Consider the following 18,051-nt stretch of genomic DNA (forward strand, 5'->3'; position numbering starts at 1 on the left):
CTGGTGTATAGGCGGGGCCCCCTATTAACGGGCGCCGAAGAGGAGTTCGGCGTTTGTTAATAGGGGGCCCCTGCTTGCATCTCAGCTGGTTTCGCCGGCTACGGAGAAGGAGCGCAGGCGGTCGATCGCGAGCAGGGTGAAGCCGACGCTGATCAGCGCGGTCATCACCACCGCCAGCGACGCGGAGACGGTGGTGTCGAGCAGGTTGGTCGGGGCGATCCGGTCGGCCAGGGCGATCACGTAGTGCTGGATGGAGAGGACCCGGGTGCCGTCGATCACGTTGCCCAGCAGCCCCTCCCAGATCAGCACGTAGACCAGGCCGAGCAGCACCGGCCGCCGGGTGAGGAGGCTGACCGCCACGAACAGCGCCGAGTACGCAAGCGCACCGACCGACGAGGCGGCGGCGAGCGCCAGGCCGAGGCGGGGCGAGTTGGCCAGCAGCCCCGCGGCGAACATCGGCACCGCGACGGTGACCGCGGTGACCCCGGCCGCCACCGCCAGTTTCGGCAGCACGATCTGCCAGCGCGGCAGCGGGGTGGTGAGCACGTGCACCACGGTGCCGTCGTCGATCTCGGCACCGAGCACGCCGGTGCCGACGATCAGGGCGACCACCGGCAGCACCACGGCCAGCCCGAGGCCGACCAGCACCGGCGGGCCCCAGTCGGCCGGCGACACCCCCAGGCCGCGGGAGATCACGGCCAGCGCCACCAGCAGCACCGGAAGCGGCAGCAACATCAGGAACCGGCGACGCCCGAACAGGCCACGCGCGGTGATCCAGGAGACAGTGGACATCAGGCCTCCACCAGGTAGGAGAAGACGCTCTCCAGGGACTCGTCCTCGGGCAGCAGCTGTCGCACCCGGATGCCGCCGGCCAGGGCGACCTTCGGCAGCATCCGGGTGAAGGCGCCGTAGTCGCCGGCCCGCACGGTCAGGCCGTCGCGGCCCAGCTCGACCCCGGTCACCGAGGGCTCGGCCATCAGGGCCACGGCCAGCGCCCGGTCGTCGGTGGAGCGGATGGCGAAGACGTGCGGCCGGTTGGTCATCAGCCGGCGGATGGTGCGGAAGTCGCCGGAGGCGGCGAGCCGGCCGGCGACCATCACCTGCACGGTGCCGGAGACCTGCTCGACCTCCTCCAGGATGTGCGAGCTGAACAGGATGGTGCGGCCCGCGTCGCCGAGGGAGTGCAGCAGCTCCATCATGTGCAGCCGCTGGCGCGGGTCCATGCCGTTGAACGGCTCGTCGAGCAGCAGCACCTGCGGGTCGTGCACCAGCGCCGCCGCCACCCGGGCCCGCTGCCGCATGCCCTTGGAGTACGTGCCGATCCGGCGGTCCTGCGCGCCCTCCAGCTCGACCAGGGCCACCGCCCGGCGGGCCGCCCCCTGCGGGTCGGGCAGCCGGTGCAGCTTCGCGGTGGCCAGCACGAACTCGTACGCGGTGAGGAAGGAGTGCACGGCCTCCCGCTCGCTGACCAGCCCGAGTCGCCGGTAGACGTCCGGGTTGCGCCAGGTGGGCCGCCCGTCCAGGGTGACCGTGCCCCGGGACGGGGCGAGGAAGCCGGCCATCATGTGCAGCAGCGTGGTCTTGCCCGCGCCGTTGGGGCCGAGCAGGCCGGTCACCCCGGGCCCGAGGCTCATGCTCACGTCGTTGACCGCGACCACGTTGCCGTACCAGCGGGAGACCCCGGCGAGGTCGAGCGTGCTCGTGGTGGTGGCGGTCGGGGCAGCGGAGTCGATCGCGGTCATCGTGCGGCCACCTTCCGGTAGCGGGCCAGCAGCAGGGCGACACAGGCGGCCACGAGCGCGACGGCGACCAGCGCGTACACCGGGCCGAACGGGCCGAGGTCGGGGATGCCGGCGTTCTCGTCGGTGATCAGCAGGTCGCGCAGCGCCCAGATGCCGACCCCCTGTACCAGGGTGGACGGGGAGGCGACGCCGGCCAGCTGGTTCGCCGCCTCCGCGGGCAGGATCGAGAGGATGCCGACGATCGGCGTGGTCATCAGGAAGACGGCGACGATCCCACCGGCGGCGAAGGCCCGCTTGCCGGTCAGCGAGGCGACCAGCAGGCCGACCGCGGCGAAGACCACCGCCCAGAGCCCGGCGTAGAGCAGCCCGGGGAGCAGGTCCAGCAGTTCGTCCCAGACCGCGCGCATGCCGTCGGCGGTGAACGCGGCGCCGAGGAACATCAGCAGCTGCGGCGCGCCGAGCAGCAGCCAGAGCGCGGTGACCAGGGCGAGCAACTTGGCCAGCGGGTAGTCGGCGCGCGGCAGCGGCCGGGAGAAGTAGAGCGGGAGCACCCCGCTGCGCAGGTCGCGGGAGACCAGCTCGGGCGCGGCCACCGCGACGAAGAAGATGACCAGCCAGCTCATCGCGTCGGCGAACTGGGCGTACGTCATGACCGATTCGCCGATCTGGCTGCTGATCGCGGTCACCGCGCCGGCCACCATGATGACGATGCCGACCACCAGCCAGGGGAAGATCTTGGCCTTGGCGCTGCGCCCGAACCCGAAGGTGGTCCGCACCCCGTGCAGGTAGAGCGCGCCGAAGACCTGCCGGCGGCCGAGCCGGGGGCCGGTGTAGCGCTGGTAGCCGATGTCGTGGATGACGCCGGTCGGCTCAGGCATGGCTGCTCTCCCTCCGGGCGAAGAGTTCGGCCACCCGGTGCCGGCGCTGGTCCAGCCGATGCAACGGCAGGTCCAGCTCGGCCACCGCGCCGAGGATCAGGTCGTAGGTGGCCTGGTCGGCCAGGGGGACGAGGAGCAGCCGCCCCTCCCGGCTCACCGGCAGGTCGAGCGCGGCCAGCCGGGCGGCCAGGTCGTCGGTGCCCTCGCTGACCTCGACGGCGAGCACGTCGGTGGCCGAGGTCATCGCGGCGATGTGGTCGGCCCGCAGCAGCCGCCCGCCCTCGATGGCGACCAGGGTGTCGCAGATCCGCTCGACCTCGCCGAGCAGGTGCGAGCAGACCAGCACGGAGATGCCGAACTCGGTGCCGATCCGGTGCACCAGGGCGAGCATCGCGTCCCGGCCGGCCGGGTCGAGGCCGTTGGTGGGTTCGTCGAGCAGCAGCAGGTCGGGGTCGTGCACGAGGGCCTGGGCCAGCTTGACCCGTTGCTTCATGCCGGTGGAGTAGCCGCCCACCGGGCGATGGCGTTCCTCGTGCAGCCCGACGTGGCGCAGCGCCTCGGAGGCCCGCTCCCGGGCGACCGTACGTGGCAGGCCGCTCATCCGTCCCAGATGGGTGACGAGTTCGGCGCCGGAGAGGTCGGGCGGCAGGCAGTCATGTTCCGGCATGTAGCCGACCCGGGCACGCACCGCCGGCGCGTCGGTGGCCGGGTCCAGCCCGAGCACCTGGATTCGGCCACGGGTGGGGGTCAGCAGTCCGAGCAGGAGCTTGATCAGGGTCGACTTGCCGGCGCCGTTGGCGCCGACCAGACCGACGATCCCCGGCTCGACTGCGACCGTCAGGTCGGCCAGCGCGGTGACGCTCCCGCCGTAGACCTTCGTCAACGACTCGGTTGCGATCAATGTCACGCCAACAGCCTAGAGCCGGCGGACCACGTCGCGGACTCCGGAGGCGACCCCCGATTCCCCTGATCCTGGCAGGGGCGGATCCCCTAGGGACGGCAGCATCTGATAGACAGTGGTGTCACTGTACGGGTTGATTCGATCACTGAAGGCTACGGAGGGGGTCATGGCGGCTGGCGTTCCGAAGGTGAGCGTGGTGGTCCCGGCGTACAACCCGGGTCCGCACGTCGAGCAGCTCGTCGCTTCGCTGCTACGCCAGTCGATGCCGGCCACCGACTTCGAGGTGATCTTCGTCGACGACGGTTCGACCGATGGCACGCCGGCCCGGCTGGACGAGCTGGCCGCCGCCCATCCGCACTTCCGCGTGCGGCACATCGAAAACTCCGGCTGGCCGTCCCGCCCGCGCAACCTCGGCGTCGAGCTGGCCCGTGGGGAGTACGTCCAGTTCGTCGATGACGACGACTGGCTCGCCGACGAGGCCCTGGCACGGCTGTACGCGTACGCCCGGGAGAACGACGCCGACATCGCCATCGGCCGGATGGCCGGGCACGGCCGGTCGGTGCCCCGTGGCCTGTTCCGGGTCAACCACCCCGACGCCACGCTGGACAACGCACCGCTGATCGACAGCCTCACCTGCCACAAGATGTTCCGCCGGGCGTTCCTGCTCCGGCACGGCCTGCGGTTCCCGGAGGAGGGCCGCAAGCGGCTGGAGGACCACCACCTGGTCGTCCGGGCCTACCTGCTCTCCCGCCGCACCTGCGTGCTCTCCGACTACACCTGCTACCACCACCGGAAACGGCCGGACGGCGGCAGCCTGACCGCTACCCGGATGGTGCCGGCGGCGTACTTCGGCAGCCTGCGCGAGGTGCTCGACATCGTCGACGCGCACACCGAGCCGGGCCCGCTGCGCGACAAGCTGCACCGGCGGTGGCTGCGCACCGAGATGACCAGACGGCTGCGGGGCGCCCGGCTGCGCAACGCCCCGCCGGACTGGGTCGACCAGGTCGTCACCGAGATCCGGCAGACCATCCGGGAGCGGTTCGCGCCGGGGGTCGCCGCCGGGCTGCCGTCGGTGCTGCGGACCATCGCCGGCCTGGCCGCGCAGGGCCGGGTCGCCGACCTGCGCCGGCTGGCCGAGTGGGAGGCGGGCATCCGCGCCCGCGCCCGCCTCCAGGGGTACGCGGTGACCGGCGCGACGGTGACCGTCACGCTGACCGGTCAGCTCCGCGACGGCGACCAGCCCCTGGCGTACGCCCACTCCGACGGGCGCGACCGGCTGGTCTTGCCCGTCGAGGAGGTGCCCGCCGAGCTGCTCGACTGCACCGTCGAACTGGGTCGGGCGCGGCTGGACGTGCTCGCCCGGCACGCCGGGGGCAACGGCGAGTTCCTGCTGCCGGTGAGCTTCGAGGTGGACCGCGTACCGACGCCCTCCGGCGGGCTGCACCTGCTCTACCGGGGCACCGCGACCGTCGACTTCCGCACTCTCAACGCTGGCCGCACCCAGGGCGACTGGACGTTGAAGGCCCGGGTCAGCAGCGCCGGGTGGAGCCTGGACGCGAAGCTGCCGTTGGCGTTCTCCTGTGCCGTCGACGGCGCCGATCCGACGGTGGTCGACAAGCGGAAGCGGCAGCCGGCGAGGCAGCCCGCCCTGTGGCGGCGACTGGAGCAGGCGATCCGGCGCCGGCTGGAGCAGGCGGTGCGGCGCGGGCCGGGCGTGACCGGCCGGCAGTCGGTGCGGACCCCGTAGCACCGACCGGGCCGACGACGCCCCGCGCCCGGCACCGACGCCCCGCGCACCCGACACACTGGACATGACGGACGGCACCGGCCGGCGCTGGTGGGCCGGCCGCGGAGCCCTCCACGGCCAGCAGGAGTGGCGCTCTCGACCGATTGGCGGGCGGCTGCGAAACTGTGGGCCGGTCGCCGGAGTGGGGAGTCTGATGAGCAACGGGTGGGTGCTGCCCGACGAGGTACTCAGGGACGCGCCGGCGTACACGCCGCGCCCCGGCGAGCTCGCGGACCTGGAACTGCTGCTGACTGGCGCGTACGCACCCTTGACCGGCTTCATGACCCGGGCCGACCTGGTCTCCGTCAGCCGCCGTGGCCGGCTCGTCGACGGCGCGCCGTGGCCGGTGGCGGTGACCCTCCAGGTGCCCAGCGCGCTGGTGCAGGAGTTCGACCTCGCCGACCCGGACCACCGGACACTGGTGCTCACCGACGGCGAGGGCGCACCGGCGGCGGCACTTGAGGTGACCGACGTGTGGCAGGTACGCGACGGCGTGACCGGGGTCGGCGGCGAGGTCCGGCGGCTCGGCGACGGTGGGCACGGGCCGTTCCAGCGGTTGCGCCGCACGCCGGAGGAGATCCGCGCGCTGCTGCCACCGGGCCGGGTGCTCGGGGTGATCGCCGACCGCCCGCTGCACCGGCCGCAGCTGGCCCAGATCGCGCACGCCGTGCGTACCCTCGGCGCGCATCTTCTGATCATGATTCCGGTGGGCGAGGACGGCACCGGCGGACTGCCGCCGGAGGCGCTGGTGCGCGGCGTCTTCGCGGCCCGCGACCGGATGCCGCCGGCGACCCTGGTCGCCGTGCCGCTGGCCCGGCGGCGTGACGAGATCAGCGATGCCCTGCTGCGGGCCCGGGTCTCCGCCGCGTACGGCGTCACCCACCTGCTCTCCACCGGCGAGATGCTCTCCGGCGCCGGGCTGCGGGTGCTGGTCCCGCGCGAGCTGGCGTACGACAACCGGGACGGCCAGTGGCGCTGGCGCGAGGACATCCCGCCGCGCAACCGGCGGCTGGCCCTCACCCAGAGCGAGATCGACGACCTGCTGGACCGGGGGTTCCCGCTGCCCGAGTGGCACACCCCGCCCGCGGTGGCGAAGGAGCTGGCCCGGGCCCGGCCGCCCCGGCGGCACCGGGGCCTGGTGGTCTTCCTCACCGGGCTCTCCGGCTCGGGCAAGTCGACCATCGCCCGCGGCCTGGCCGACGCCCTGCGCGAGGAGGGCGAGCGCACCATCACCCTGCTCGACGGCGACGTGGTGCGCCGCGAACTGACCGCGGGGCTGGGCTTCAGCAGGGCCGACCGGGACGTCAACGTCCGGCGGATCGGCTGGGTGGCCGCCGAGCTGGCCCGGCATCGGGGCATCGGCATCTGCTGCCCGATCGCCCCGTACGCCCAGGCTCGGGCGACCGCCCGGGAGATGGCCGTGGCGGCGGGAGCGGGCTTCGTGCTGGTGCACGTCGCCACCCCGTTGGAGGTCTGCGAGAGGCGGGACCGCAAGGGCCTGTACGCGCGGGCGCGGGCCGGCCTGCTCACCGGGATGACCGGCATCGACGACCCGTACGAGGAGCCGACCGACGCCGACCTGGTGCTCGACACCACGGATATCAGCGTGGACGAGGCGGTCCGGCAGGTCCTGGACCACCTGACCGAGACCGGCTGGGTGGAGCTGCGCCGGACGCCCCTCTGATCCCGGGAGCGCCGCCCCTTTCACAGGGTCGTTCCTCCGCGCTAGTGTTTGACTCTGTTTGAAGATGTTCATTCACGTGAGTCGCGGAGAGGGACGGATGCTCGCGCAACAGCGCCAGACGGCGATCCTCGACCGGGTCCGGGCCACCGGCGGGGTACGCGTCGGCGAGCTGGCCGCCGAGTTCGGCGTCTCCGACATGACCATCCGTCGCGACCTGGACCTGCTGCACGAGCGCGGCCTGCTGGCTAAGGTGCACGGCGGCGCCACCGTCGCCGGCGCGACCGATGAGCCGGGCTTCCAGGCCAAGTCGGTGCGCCAGCAGGGCGAGAAGGCGGCCATCGCGGCCCGCGCCGCGCAACTGGTCCGCCCCGGCGCGGCGATCGCGCTCTCCGCCGGCACCACCACCGCCGAACTGGCCCGCCGGCTGGTCGACGTGCCGGCGCTGACCGTGGTGACCAACTCGCTGCCGGTGGCCGAGATCCTGCACGGCCAGGGCCGCGACGACCAGACGGTGGTGCTCACCGGCGGGGTGCGTACCCCCTCGGACGCGCTGGTCGGCCCGCTGGCCGTCGGCGCGGTCCGGACCCTGCACCTGGACCTGCTCTTCCTCGGCGTACACGGGGTCACCGACCGGGCGGGTTTCACCACCCCGAACCTTCTGGAGGCCGAGACGAACCGGGCCCTGGTGACGGCGGCGGACCGGCTGGTGGTGCTCGCCGACCACACCAAGTGGGGGACGGTCGGCATCTCCGCCATCGTCCCGCTGGCCGACGCCCACGTGCTGATCACCGACGACCGGTTGCCGCCGGAGGCCCGGCGGCTGCTCGCCGACCGGGTCGGCGAGCTGGTCGTGGTGCCCGGCGACGGGGCGCGCCGATGAGGCGTACGGCGATCACGCTGGCCGACGGCCGCGAGCTGATCTACTTCGACGAGCGGGACGACGCCGTCCGGGACCACCCGGACCGGCGCGAGCTGCCCCCTCCCCCGCCCGCCTCCCAGCTGCGCCACGACCCGCTCACCGACGAGTGGGTGGCGCTCGCCGTGCACCGGCAGACCCGCACCTTCCTGCCGCCGGCCGACCAGTGCCCGCTCTGCCCCTCGGCGGGCGAGCGGCTCAGCGAGATCCCGGCCCCGGAGTACGACGTCGCGGTCTTCGAGAACCGGTTCCCGGCGTTGAGCGGGCGGGTGGTCGAGGAGCCGGCCGAGATCATCCCGTTCACCGCGGCCCGGCCCGGTCAGGGGCGCTGCGAGGTGGTCTGCTTCACCGACGACCACCACGCCGCCTTCGCCGGCCTGCCACCGCGCCGGGTACGCACCGTGCTCGACGCGCTGGCCGACCGGACCACCGCCCTCGGCGAGCTGCCCGGGGTCGAGCAGGTCTTCTGCTTCGAGAACCGGGGCGTGGAGATCGGGGTGACCCTGCACCACCCGCACGGGCAGATCTACGCGTACCCGTTCGTCACGCCGCGTACCCGGTCACTGCTGGCCGCGGCCCGCCGGCACGCCGCGCGTACCGGCGGCGGCAACCTCTACGCCGACGTGCTCGCCGCCGAACGCGCGGCCGGCGAGCGGGTGGTGGCGACGAACGACCATTGGACCGCGTACGTCCCAGCGGCGGCGCGATGGCCGTTCGAGGTGCACCTCGCGCCGCACCGGCCGGTGCCCGACATCCCGGCCCTGACCGACGCCGAGCGGGACGCCTTCGGCCCGCTCTACCTCGACCTGCTGCGCCGCTTCGACGGGCTCTTCGACACGCCCATGCCGTACATCGCCGCCTGGCACCAGGCCCCGGTGCGCCTCGACCGCGAGTTGGCTCATCTGCACCTGCAACTGTTCAGCGTCCGGCGGGCGGCCGACAAGCTGAAGTACCTGGCCGGCTCGGAGTCGGCCATGGGAGTCTTCATCAACGACATCGCCCCGGAGCAGGCCGCCGCCCTGCTCCGCGCCGCCTGACGGTCGGGCCACCTGACCCGGCCACCGGGCCGGTGCGGGCCCCGGGAAGCAGGGCGCGGGGGGCCCGGGACAGGGCCCCCCGCAGGGAAGGGACGGCTGGCTGTGCACGACAGCCGGGAAGGCTGGCTGCTGGGCACTCGTACCGCTCGGCGACGGTCAACCTTCCAGGACGGGACTGGCATCTCGTCCACCCAGGTCAACGAGGCGCGCCGGCTCGGGTGACGCGCTCCGGCGTGTCGTACCGTGACACGCCCTTCCCTGCCGGCCGCGACCAGCATCGAGCCCGCCAGCGCCTCGGGCTGGCGGGCTCGGTGGGTGCTGACGGGGCTCAGGCGGCCAGGCGGCGGGCCAGGTTCTCGTCGAGCGCGTTCATGAACTCGTCGGTGGTCAGCCACGGGGCGTCCCGCGAGATGAGCAGCGCGAGATCCTTGGTCATCTGGCCGCCCTCGACGGTGTCGACGATGACCTGCTCCAGCGTGTTGGCGAATTCGGTGACCGCCGGGGTGCCGTCCAGCTTGCCCCGGTGGGCCAGGCCCCGGGTCCAGGCGTAGATCGAGGCGATCGGGTTGGTCGAGGTCTTCTCGCCCTTCTGCCACTGCCGGTAGTGCCGGGTGACGGTGCCGTGCGCGGCCTCGGCCTCGACGGTACGGCCGTCGGGGGAGAGCAGCACGGAGGTCATCAGGCCGAGCGAGCCGAAGCCCTGCGCCACGGTGTCCGACTGCACGTCACCGTCGTAGTTCTTGCAGGCCCAGACGTAGCCGCCCTCCCACTTGAGCGCGGCGGCGACCATGTCGTCGATGAGCCGGTGCTCGTAGGTGAGGCCGGCGGCCTCGAACTCCGCCTTGAACTCGTTCTCGAAGATCTCGGCGAAGATGTCCTTGAAGCGGCCGTCGTACGCCTTGAGGATGGTGTTCTTGGTCGACATGTAGACCGGGTAGTTGCGGTCCAGGCCGTACCGGAACGAGGCCCGGGCGAAGTCCCGGATCGACTCGTCGAAGTTGTACATGCCCATGGCGATGCCGCCGCCGGGGAAGTTGGCGACCTCCATCTCGACCGGGGCGGAGCCGTCGGCCGGGGTGTAGGTGATGGTCACCGTGCCCGGGCCGGGGACCACGAAGTCGGTGGCCTTGTACTGGTCGCCGTGGGCGTGCCGGCCGATGATGATCGGCTTGGTCCAGCCGGGCACGAGCCGCGGCACGTTGGACATGATGATCGGCTCACGGAAGACGACGCCGCCGAGGATGTTGCGGATGGTGCCGTTCGGCGACCGCCACATCTTCTTCAGCCCGAACTCCTCCACCCGGGCCTCGTCCGGGGTGATGGTGGCGCACTTGACGCCGACGCCGTGCTCCTTGATGGCGTTGGCGGCGTCGATGGTGACCTGGTCGTCGGTGGCGTCGCGGTGCTGGATCGACAGGTCGTAGTAGTGCAGGTCGACGTCGAGGTAGGGCAGGATCAGCTGCTCCCGGATCTGCTTCCAGATGATCCGGGTCATCTCGTCGCCGTCGAGCTCCACGACCGGGTTGTTTACCTTGATCTTCGCCATCGGCCGGCGCTCCTCTCGGGGGACTCGTGCTCAAGCAGTACGAGCGTACTGGATCCGCCTGGACGGGACCGCCGGGCCCGGCGGAGGGATACCCCGCCGGGCCCGGGACATGCCGGCGTCCGCGATCAGTCGGCGGCCTCCGGGCTGTGCACCCACTGCACCAACTGGAGGATCACGCCGTTGGGATCGGTGACCTGGAAGAAGCGCTCGCCCCACGGCTCGGTCTGGATCGGGGTGGTGATCGGCACACCGGCGTCCTTGATCCGGGCGTACTCGGCGTCGACGTCGTCCACCACGAAGGCGACGATCACTCCCTCGGCCCGCTGCGCCAGCAGGCTCGCCGGTTGCAGGGTGGCCAGCCCGATGCGCAGGAAGACCAGGTTGAAGCCGACCCCGTCCCGGGTCAGCGAGACGAACCCGTCGGCCGCCATCTCCTCGCGGAATCCGAAGTGCCGCTGGACGAACGCGGCCGAGGCCGACACGTCTTCGACGTTGAGCGAGATCGCCGATGCGGTGATGTTCACGCGCTCCCCCTGAGAGTGGAAAACAAACTCCGTACATTGTACAACGTACTGCGTACGATGATTTGGCCTGCGAAGATCGGAGCGTGCCCAACCACCGCACCGGAGGCGGAGATCCCGCCCACACCCTGCGACTGCTCTGGCGTCAGCCCGACGAGAGCCGCCGACGCGGTCCACGCCCGGGCCGCTCGCTGGACGACATCGTGACGGCCGCGATCGCGCTGGCGGACGCCGAAGGATTGGACGCGGTGACCATGCGGGCGCTCGCCCAGGCCGTCGGGGTGGCACCGATGACCCTCTACACGTACGTGCCGGGCAAGGCCGAACTGCTCGACCTGATGCTCGACGCGATCTACGCGGGCATGCCCAGGCCGGACCACTCCGGCAGGTCATGGCGTACCCGGGTGGCGGCGCTCGCCCAGGCCAACCGCGACCTCTTCACCGCCCATCCCTGGGCCGCCGAGGTCGCCACCGGCCGACCGCCGCTCGGGCCGGGCCTGCTGGCCAAGTACGAGCACGAGCTGCGCGCCTTCGACGACACCGGCCTGGACGACGTGGCCCGGGACGCCGCGTTGACCTACGTCCTCGACTTCGTCCGCGCCGCGGCGCGGGCGGCGGCCGAGGCGCAAGCCGCCCGGCGGGACAGCGCCTGGACCGACGAAGAGTGGTGGGCGGCGAACGGGCCCCTGCTGGCCCAGGTGCTCGACGAGCAGCGGTACCCGACCGCCGTCCGGGTCGGCGCCGCGGCGGGAGCGGCCCAGAACGCCGCCTACCACCCCGATCAGGCGTACGAGTTCGGCCTGGCCCGGCTCCTCGACGGCCTGGCGGCCCTGATCGACACCGAGCGGACCGGCCCCACGGCCGACGTCACCGACGGCTGACGCCCGTTACGCCGTAACGCCGAGCGCCCCACGACCGGGTGGTCGTGGGGCGCTCCGGCGGCGGTTGGTCACATGTTGGCGACGTCGGCCTGCTTGGCGCGGACCGCCTCGGCGGCCTCCTTCAGCGCGGCCAGCTCGTCGGCGTCCAGGTCCGTCTCGACGACGCGCTTGACGCCCTGGGCGCCGATCTCGGCCTCGACCCCGAGGTAGACGCCGGAGATGCCGTACTCGCCGTCGACCCAGGCGCAGACCGGCATGACCTCGCCGGAGTCCTCCGCGACGGCCTTGGCCATCCGAGCGGCGGCGGCGGACGGGGCGTAGTACGCCGAGCCGGTCTTGAGCAGCGCCACCACCTCGGCGCCGCCGTTACGGGTACGGACGACCAGGTCCTCGATCTGCTCGGCCGGCATGACCTCGCGCAGCGGCTTGCCGTCGACGGTGCTCTTCGACGGCACCGGAACCATGGTGTCGCCGTGCGACCCGAGGGTGAGGGTGCGTACCGACTTCACCGGCACGTCGAGCGCCTCGGCGACGAAGTTGGTGAACCGGGCGGTGTCCAGCATGCCGGCCTGGCCGAGCACCCGGTTGCTCGGGAACTGGGTGGCGATCTGGGCCAGCGCGGTCATCTCGTCGAGCGGGTTGGAGACCACGATGACCACGGCGTTCGGGGCGTACTTGGCCACGTTCTCGGCGACCTGACGAACGATCTTGGCGTTGGTCGCCAGCAGGTCCATCCGGCTCATGCCCGGCTTGCGGGGCAGGCCAGCGGTGATCACGACGACGTCCGAGCCCTCGATGCCCTCGTACCCCTCGCCGTTCGGCCCGGTGGTGACGCCGACGATCCTGGTCTCGAAGCCCTCGACCGCGCGCGACTGGTTGAGGTCCAGGGCGATGCCCGCGGGCTTGCCCTCGATGATGTCGGTGATCACGACGGTGTCGAAGACGTCGTACTCGGCCAGGCGTTGTGCGGTGGTGGAGCCGTAGAAACCGGCGCCGACGACAGTGACCTTCTTACCCATGGTCGTCCCACTCCCTGATACCAGTCGGTTTTCCGGACCGTATCAGCCATCCTGGCACCGATCGGGCCAGGGGCGGAGGGTTCTCCCCCAGCGGGTGTTAATAGGGGGCCCTTCCTCTACCGCAGGCGTTAAGAAGGGACCCCTCCTTACATCTCGGCGCGTTCTACGACGTTGGTTAGCAGCATGGCGCGGGTCATCGGGCCGACGCCGCCGGGCATCGGCACCAGCTTGCCGGCCACCTCGGCGACCTCCGGGTCCACGTCACCGGTGTAGCGGCCCTTGCCGTCCGGGCCGATCACCCGGGTGATGCCCACGTCGACCACGACCGCACCCGGGGTGACCATGTCCGCGGTGAGCAGGCCGGGCACGCCGGCCGCGACGATGACGATGTCGGCGGCGCGGGTGTGCGCGGCGAGATCGAGCGTGCCGGTGTGACAGAGGGTCACGGTGGCGTTCTCGCTACGCCGGGTGAGCAGCAGGCCCAGCGGGCGGCCGACCGTGTTGCCCCGGCCCACCACCACGACGTTGGCCCCGCGCAGCGCCACGTCGTGCCGGCGGAGCAGCTCCACGATGCCCCGCGGGGTGCACGGCAGCGGCGCGTCGTAGCCGAGCACCAGCCGACCCAGGTTCACCGGGTGCAGGCCGTCGGCGTCCTTGTCCGGGTCGATCAGCTCCAGCACCCGCTGGGTGTCCAGGTGTGCCGGCAGCGGCAGTTGGACGATGTAGCCGTGGCACGCCGGGTCGGCGTTCAGCTCGGCGAGGGTCCCGTCGACCTGCTCCTGGGTGGCGTCGGCCGGCAGCTCCCGACGGATCGAGGCGATGCCGACCTCGGCGCAGTCGCGGTGCTTGCCGTTGACGTACGCCTGGGAACCGGGATCGGAGCCGACCAGCACCGTGCCCAGCCCCGGCACGGTGCCCCGTTCCGCCAGCGCCTTCACCCGTGCCCGCAGCTCGTCCTTGATCTCTGCCGCGGTCGCCTTGCCGTCCAGAAGCGTCGCCGTCACGACCAGATCGTCTCACGGCCGGCACCGCCGGCAGCCCCGACCTGGCCGGGCCGGCAATCCCGCTCGCCAAATCACTTTCTGTGACGTGTTGTTAGTCACCTTGAGTGACGACTTGTGGAGCTCGACACAGCAAGTCCGGACGCCCGGGCACGAAGAGCCACAATCCGACGATCTTGCTCCGCACCCCCGAGACGGGACCACAGCCGCCGGAGCCGACCCAATAGACCCAAGTTTTACCAGGCCAGGACCGATATTTTCGGGTCGCATAGCACGGGCGAGCAGGCCCAACAAGGAGCAGGGCCCCGTTCTGTTACGCCTTCGCAACCGCTACGTTGCCGAGTCTCGGCACACGACCTACCGTTGCCGATCGTTGCGCAGAGTTACCCATCACCGGGCCCTGATCGCGCAGCGTAAGGAGATGAGGAGGCTCAATGCGTGTTCGTAGGCTCGCCGCCTGGACCGCCCTCCCGCTCGCGGTGACGCTGGGCCTGGTGGCCTGCGGCTCGGGCGGCAGCGGCGGATCCGGCGAGAGCGACCCCGACGCGGCGGTACGGATCGAGATCGCCGAGCCGCAGCACCTGGTGCCGACCAACACCACCGAGACGAGCGGCTCCCAGGTGCTGTCCGCCCTGTTCAGCCCGCTGGTCGACTACGACGAGGCGAACAAGCCGCACGAGGTCGCGGCCGAGTCGGTCACGTCCGAGGACAACACCACCTGGACGATCAAGCTCAAGGACGGCTACACCTTCCACAACGGCGAGCAGGTGACCGCCGACAACTACCTCGACGCCTGGAACTACGGCGCGTACGCCCCCAACGGCCAGAACTCCAGCTACTTCTTCGAGAAGATCGCCGGGTACGACGACCTCCAGGGCGAGAACCCGACGGCCAAGACGCTGGGCGGCCTGAAGAAGGTCGACGACCTGACCTTCACCGTGCGGCTCTCCGAGCCGTACAGCGAGTTCAAGTCGATGCTCGGCTACACCGCCTTCTACCCGCTGCCGAAGGCCGCCTTCTCCGCGCCCGGCGTGCTGGCCGAGGGGTACGAGCAGGCGCCGATCGGCCAGGGCCCGTTCAAGATGAAGGGCACCTGGCAGCACGACGCCAAGGTCGAGGTCGAGAAGTACGACGCCTTCCCCGGCGAGCAGCCGAAGGTGGCCGGCGTCGAGTTCCGCATCTACCAGCAGCTGACCGCGGCGTACGCGGACGTGCTGTCGGACAACCTCGACGTGATCAAGACCATTCCGAGCGAGAACCTCTCGACGGCCGCCACCGATCTGGGTGACCGGTTCCAGCAGAGCCCCGCGTCGACGTTGCAGGTGCTGGCCTTCCCGACGTTCCAGAAGGAGTTCAGCAACCCGGACGTACGCAAGGCCATCTCGATGGCGATCGACCGGGATGAGATCACCCGCTCGATCTTCAAGGACTCGCAGCAGCCGGCCCGCTCCTTCGTCTCGCCGGTGGTCGCCGGCTACCGGGAGAACACCATCGGCGCCGCGGGCGAGTTCGACCCGGCCAGGGCCAAGGCGCTGTACCAGGCCGCGGGTGGCCCGTCGAAGATCACTCTGTCCTACAACGGCGACGGCGGCCACAAGGACTGGGTCGACGCCACCTGCAACCAGCTCAAGGCCAACCTGGGCGTGGACTGCATCGGCAACGCCGAGCCGAAGTTCGCCGACCTGCTGACCAAGGTCAAGGCCAAGCAGCCGGTCGGCCTGTTCCGGATGGGCTGGGTCATGGACTACCCGTCCATGGAGAACTACCTGGGCCCGCTGTACAGCAGCAACGGTTCGTCGAACTACTACGGCTACCGCAACCCGGACTTCGACAAGCTGCTCGCCGAGGGCGCCAGCGCCCCCAGCGAGGACGAGGCGATCAAGAAGTACCAGGCCGCCGAGGACCTGCTGGCGGAGGACCTGCCGGTGATCCCGCTGCGGTTCGGCCAGAACAACTTCGGGCACTCGACCAAGGTCAAGAACGTCGAGGTGGACCTCTTCGACCGGGTCAACCTGCTCAAGATCGAGGCCGTCAAGTAACACCCACGCCAGCGGGTCGGGTCATCGCGAGGGTGACCCGACCCGCCACGTGGTTCGCCCCTTTTCAGAGAGACTGCCAAGTATGTTCCGCTTCATCGTGCGGCGCCTGCTCCAGATGGTCGTGGCCTTCTTCGGGACCACACTGATCGTCTATGCGCTGATGTTCGCCGGCCAGGGTGACCCCATCCAGGCTCTCGCCGGAGAGCGCCCGGTCACCGCCGCGCAGCGGGCCTACCTCACCGAGAAGTACCATCTCGACGCGACCGGGGTCGGCGGCTTCTTCTACCGGTACTTCGACTACATCGCCAACCTGCTCCGGGGCAACCTCGGCGAGTCGCTCACCGGGCGGTCGATCGGCGACATCCTCGCCGCCGCCTGGCCGGTCACCATCAAGCTGGCGCTGATCGCCATCGCGGTCGCCGTCATCTTCGGCGTCACCGCGGGCGTGCTCGCCGGCATCCGGCGGGGCAGCATCTTCGACAACTCGACCCTGCTGCTGACCCTGCTGGTGCTCGGCATCCCGACCATCGTGCTCGCCCCGCTGGCGCAGTACCTCCTGGGCGTCAAGTGGCAGCTCTTCCCGCCCACCGCCGGCGCCGACCCCGACCTCTACGCGCTGCTGCTGCCCGGCATCGTGCTCGGCTCACTCTCCCTGGCCACCGCGCTGCGGCTGACCCGTACCTCGGTGGCCGAGAACCTGCGCGCCGACTACGTGCGTACCGCCCGGTCCAAGGGCCTGCCGCGGCGGCGGGTGGTCAGCGTGCACGTGCTGCGCAACTCGCTCATCCCGGTGATCACCTTCCTCGGCGTCGAGGTGGGCAACCTGATGAGCGGCGCGATCATCACCGAGGGTGTGTTCAACATCCCCGGCGTCGGCTTCAACCTCTTCCGCGGCATCCGCACCGAGGACGGCCCACTGGTGGTGGGCATCGTCAGCGTGCTCGTCGTGGTCTACCTCGTCTCCAACCTGGTGGTGGACATCCTGTACGCCGTACTCGACCCGAGGATCCGCTATGAGTGAGAAGGCGGAAGCATGAGCGACTTCGAGACCGTGGCGGCCACCGAGAACCAGGCCGCGCGGCGCGGGCCGTCGGGCGAGCCAGGGACACCAAACCAGGTGGGCCGGCCCGGCAAGCCACGCAGCCTGGCCGGGGACGCCTGGCGGGACCTGCGCCGCAAGCCGATCTTCTGGATCAGCCTGACGCTGGTGCTGCTGGTCACCGCGATGGCCGCCCTGCCCGGCCTGTTCACCAGCAACGACCCGGCCGACTGCGTCCTCTCCCGGCAGCACGCCGCGCCCTCCGGCGGGGCCATCTTCGGGTACGACTTCCAGGGCTGCGACACGTACGCCCGCGCGGTCTACGGAGCTCACGCGTCGCTGCTGGTCGGCGCCTTATCGGCGCTGTTCACCGGCGTGATCGCGCTGGTCGTGGGGATGCTCGCCGGATACTTCGGCGGCTGGGTCGACTCGGTGCTGTCCCGGGTGATCGACGTCGTCCTCGGCATCCCGCTGCTGCTGGCCGCCATCGTCCTGCTCAAGCGGGTCGCCAGCGACAGCGCCACGGTACGCGTCGGCGCGGTCATCTTCGTGCTGGCGGTGCTCGGCTGGACGACCGCCGCCCGGGTGGTCCGCTCCTCGGTGATCACCGCCCGGGAGCAGGACTACGTCGCCGCGGCCCGGATGCTGGGCGCCGGCAACGGCCGGATCATGTGGCGGCACATCCTGCCGAACGCGCTCGCCCCGGCGATCGTGGTGCTGACCATCGCGCTCGGCTCGTTCATCGCCGCCGAGGCGACCCTGTCGTTCCTCGGCATCGGGCTGAAGGAGCCGACCATCTCCTGGGGCATCGACATCAACAACGGGCGGGTGCACATGCGGGAGGCGGCCACCCCGCTGGTGGTCCCGTCGACCTTCCTCGCGTTGACCGTGCTGGCGTTCATCATGCTCGGCGACGCGATCCGTGACGCCTTCGACCCGAAGCTCCGGTGAGCCACCCATGCGAGTGCGAGGAGTGAGCGCAGCGAGCCCCGCAGTCGCGAGCGAAAAGCAGACACCGCGAGCGCGAGGAGTGAGCGCCGCGGAGCCCCGCAGTCGCGAGC

Annotated in this window: 16 protein-coding genes; 8 read left to right on the forward strand and 8 right to left on the reverse strand. The window is 71.3% G+C overall.

What is annotated here, in order from left to right:
- Window positions 1-81: 81 nt before the first annotated feature.
- From ACQPYA_RS26865 to ACQPYA_RS26880, 4 genes are read right to left on the reverse strand one after another with little or no spacing between them, the layout of a single operon-like run.
- Window positions 82-792, reverse strand: coding sequence for an ABC transporter permease (locus ACQPYA_RS26865; protein WP_433529830.1), 711 nt, complete (start codon window positions 790-792; stop codon window positions 82-84).
- A complete protein-coding gene (locus ACQPYA_RS26870) occupies window positions 792-1,742 on the reverse strand; it encodes an ABC transporter ATP-binding protein (RefSeq protein ID WP_433529831.1) in 951 nt (316 codons plus the stop codon). The genes ACQPYA_RS26865 and ACQPYA_RS26870 overlap by 1 nt, the downstream gene beginning before the upstream one ends.
- Window positions 1,739-2,620 carry an ABC transporter permease gene (locus ACQPYA_RS26875; protein ID WP_433529832.1) on the reverse strand — a complete coding sequence of 294 codons (882 nt, stop codon included), beginning with the start codon at window positions 2,618-2,620 and terminating at the stop codon, window positions 1,739-1,741. Before ACQPYA_RS26875 ends, ACQPYA_RS26870 begins: the two co-directional genes overlap by 4 nt.
- Window positions 2,613-3,527, reverse strand: coding sequence for an ABC transporter ATP-binding protein (locus ACQPYA_RS26880; protein ID WP_433529833.1), 915 nt, complete (start codon window positions 3,525-3,527; stop codon window positions 2,613-2,615). Before ACQPYA_RS26880 ends, ACQPYA_RS26875 begins: the two co-directional genes overlap by 8 nt.
- A 160-nt stretch (window positions 3,528-3,687) precedes the next feature.
- On the opposite strand from ACQPYA_RS26880, the gene ACQPYA_RS26885 reads away from it, so the two are divergent.
- From ACQPYA_RS26885 to galT, 4 genes are all read left to right on the forward strand, one after another.
- Entirely contained in the window at window positions 3,688-5,268 is a 1,581-nt protein-coding gene (locus tag ACQPYA_RS26885) for a glycosyltransferase family 2 protein (RefSeq protein WP_433529834.1), read from the forward strand.
- Window positions 5,269-5,461: 193 nt separating this feature from the next.
- Window positions 5,462-6,991 carry an adenylyl-sulfate kinase gene (gene cysC / locus ACQPYA_RS26890; RefSeq protein WP_433529835.1) on the forward strand — a complete coding sequence of 510 codons (1,530 nt, stop codon included), beginning with the start codon at window positions 5,462-5,464 and terminating at the stop codon, window positions 6,989-6,991.
- A gap of 97 nt (window positions 6,992-7,088) precedes the next feature.
- Complete coding sequence (locus ACQPYA_RS26895; protein WP_433529836.1) at window positions 7,089-7,871, forward strand: DeoR/GlpR family DNA-binding transcription regulator; 783 nt, start codon at window positions 7,089-7,091, stop codon at window positions 7,869-7,871.
- Entirely contained in the window at window positions 7,868-8,944 is a 1,077-nt protein-coding gene (gene galT / locus ACQPYA_RS26900) for a galactose-1-phosphate uridylyltransferase (RefSeq protein WP_433529837.1), read from the forward strand. The genes ACQPYA_RS26895 and galT overlap by 4 nt, the downstream gene beginning before the upstream one ends.
- A 328-nt stretch (window positions 8,945-9,272) precedes the next feature.
- On the opposite strand, the gene ACQPYA_RS26905 is transcribed toward galT, so the two are convergent.
- Both ACQPYA_RS26905 and ACQPYA_RS26910 read right to left on the reverse strand, forming a co-directional pair.
- Entirely contained in the window at window positions 9,273-10,490 is a 1,218-nt protein-coding gene (locus ACQPYA_RS26905) for an NADP-dependent isocitrate dehydrogenase (RefSeq protein ID WP_433529838.1), read from the reverse strand.
- A 125-nt stretch (window positions 10,491-10,615) separates the two neighbouring features.
- Complete coding sequence (locus tag ACQPYA_RS26910) at window positions 10,616-11,014, reverse strand: VOC family protein (protein WP_433529839.1); 399 nt, start codon at window positions 11,012-11,014, stop codon at window positions 10,616-10,618.
- A gap of 83 nt (window positions 11,015-11,097) precedes the next feature.
- On the opposite strand from ACQPYA_RS26910, the gene ACQPYA_RS26915 reads away from it, so the two are divergent.
- Window positions 11,098-11,892, forward strand: a complete 795-nt coding sequence (locus ACQPYA_RS26915; protein WP_433529840.1) for a TetR/AcrR family transcriptional regulator — start codon at window positions 11,098-11,100, stop codon at window positions 11,890-11,892.
- A gap of 68 nt (window positions 11,893-11,960) precedes the next feature.
- Here ACQPYA_RS26915 and ACQPYA_RS26920 read toward each other — a convergent pair whose 3' ends face one another.
- Together ACQPYA_RS26920 and ACQPYA_RS26925 are read right to left on the reverse strand one after the other, a co-directional pair.
- A complete protein-coding gene (locus ACQPYA_RS26920) occupies window positions 11,961-12,911 on the reverse strand; it encodes a malate dehydrogenase (protein WP_433529841.1) in 951 nt (316 codons plus the stop codon).
- 146 nt (window positions 12,912-13,057) lie between these two features.
- Window positions 13,058-13,915: a bifunctional methylenetetrahydrofolate dehydrogenase/methenyltetrahydrofolate cyclohydrolase gene (locus tag ACQPYA_RS26925; RefSeq protein WP_433529842.1), complete on the reverse strand. Its 858-nt coding sequence runs from the start codon at window positions 13,913-13,915 to the stop codon at window positions 13,058-13,060.
- 431 nt (window positions 13,916-14,346) lie between these two features.
- On the opposite strand from ACQPYA_RS26925, the gene ACQPYA_RS26930 reads away from it, so the two are divergent.
- The 3 genes from ACQPYA_RS26930 (at window position 14,347) to ACQPYA_RS26940 (ending at window position 17,941) form a co-directional block, all read left to right on the forward strand.
- The gene (locus tag ACQPYA_RS26930; protein ID WP_433529843.1) at window positions 14,347-15,951 is read left to right on the forward strand and encodes a peptide ABC transporter substrate-binding protein; all 1,605 of its coding nucleotides are present in this window, start codon (window positions 14,347-14,349) and stop codon (window positions 15,949-15,951) included.
- 82 nt (window positions 15,952-16,033) lie between these two features.
- Window positions 16,034-16,972 (forward strand): ABC transporter permease, encoded by a 939-nt coding sequence (locus ACQPYA_RS26935; RefSeq protein ID WP_433529844.1) that lies wholly within the window; start codon window positions 16,034-16,036, stop codon window positions 16,970-16,972.
- Window positions 16,973-16,984: 12 nt separating this feature from the next.
- Window positions 16,985-17,941 (forward strand): ABC transporter permease, encoded by a 957-nt coding sequence (locus tag ACQPYA_RS26940; protein WP_433529845.1) that lies wholly within the window; start codon window positions 16,985-16,987, stop codon window positions 17,939-17,941.
- Window positions 17,942-18,051: the final 110 nt, after the last annotated feature.

Source organism: Micromonospora sp. CA-263727 (assembly GCF_050942455.1).
In the GTDB taxonomy this organism is placed as follows: Bacteria; Actinomycetota; Actinomycetes; order Mycobacteriales; family Micromonosporaceae; genus Micromonospora.

What these genes read in the sequence shown, in the direction of transcription:
- ACQPYA_RS26875 (WP_433529832.1), bottom strand. Translation starts at nt 2,620, where the DNA reads ATGCCTGAGCCGACCGGCGTCATCCACGACATCGGCTACCAGCGCTAC.
- ACQPYA_RS26905 (WP_433529838.1), bottom strand. Translation starts at nt 10,490, where the DNA reads ATGGCGAAGATCAAGGTAAACAACCCGGTCGTGGAGCTCGACGGCGAC.
- ACQPYA_RS26930 (WP_433529843.1), top strand. Translation starts at nt 14,347, where the DNA reads ATGCGTGTTCGTAGGCTCGCCGCCTGGACCGCCCTCCCGCTCGCGGTG.
- ACQPYA_RS26920 (WP_433529841.1), bottom strand. Translation starts at nt 12,911, where the DNA reads ATGGGTAAGAAGGTCACTGTCGTCGGCGCCGGTTTCTACGGCTCCACC.
- galT (WP_433529837.1), top strand. Translation starts at nt 7,868, where the DNA reads ATGAGGCGTACGGCGATCACGCTGGCCGACGGCCGCGAGCTGATCTAC.
- cysC (WP_433529835.1), top strand. Translation starts at nt 5,462, where the DNA reads ATGAGCAACGGGTGGGTGCTGCCCGACGAGGTACTCAGGGACGCGCCG.
- ACQPYA_RS26895 (WP_433529836.1), top strand. Translation starts at nt 7,089, where the DNA reads ATGCTCGCGCAACAGCGCCAGACGGCGATCCTCGACCGGGTCCGGGCC.
- ACQPYA_RS26940 (WP_433529845.1), top strand. Translation starts at nt 16,985, where the DNA reads ATGAGCGACTTCGAGACCGTGGCGGCCACCGAGAACCAGGCCGCGCGG.
- ACQPYA_RS26935 (WP_433529844.1), top strand. Translation starts at nt 16,034, where the DNA reads ATGTTCCGCTTCATCGTGCGGCGCCTGCTCCAGATGGTCGTGGCCTTC.
- ACQPYA_RS26885 (WP_433529834.1), top strand. Translation starts at nt 3,688, where the DNA reads ATGGCGGCTGGCGTTCCGAAGGTGAGCGTGGTGGTCCCGGCGTACAAC.
- ACQPYA_RS26865 (WP_433529830.1), bottom strand. Translation starts at nt 792, where the DNA reads ATGTCCACTGTCTCCTGGATCACCGCGCGTGGCCTGTTCGGGCGTCGC.
- ACQPYA_RS26870 (WP_433529831.1), bottom strand. Translation starts at nt 1,742, where the DNA reads ATGACCGCGATCGACTCCGCTGCCCCGACCGCCACCACCACGAGCACG.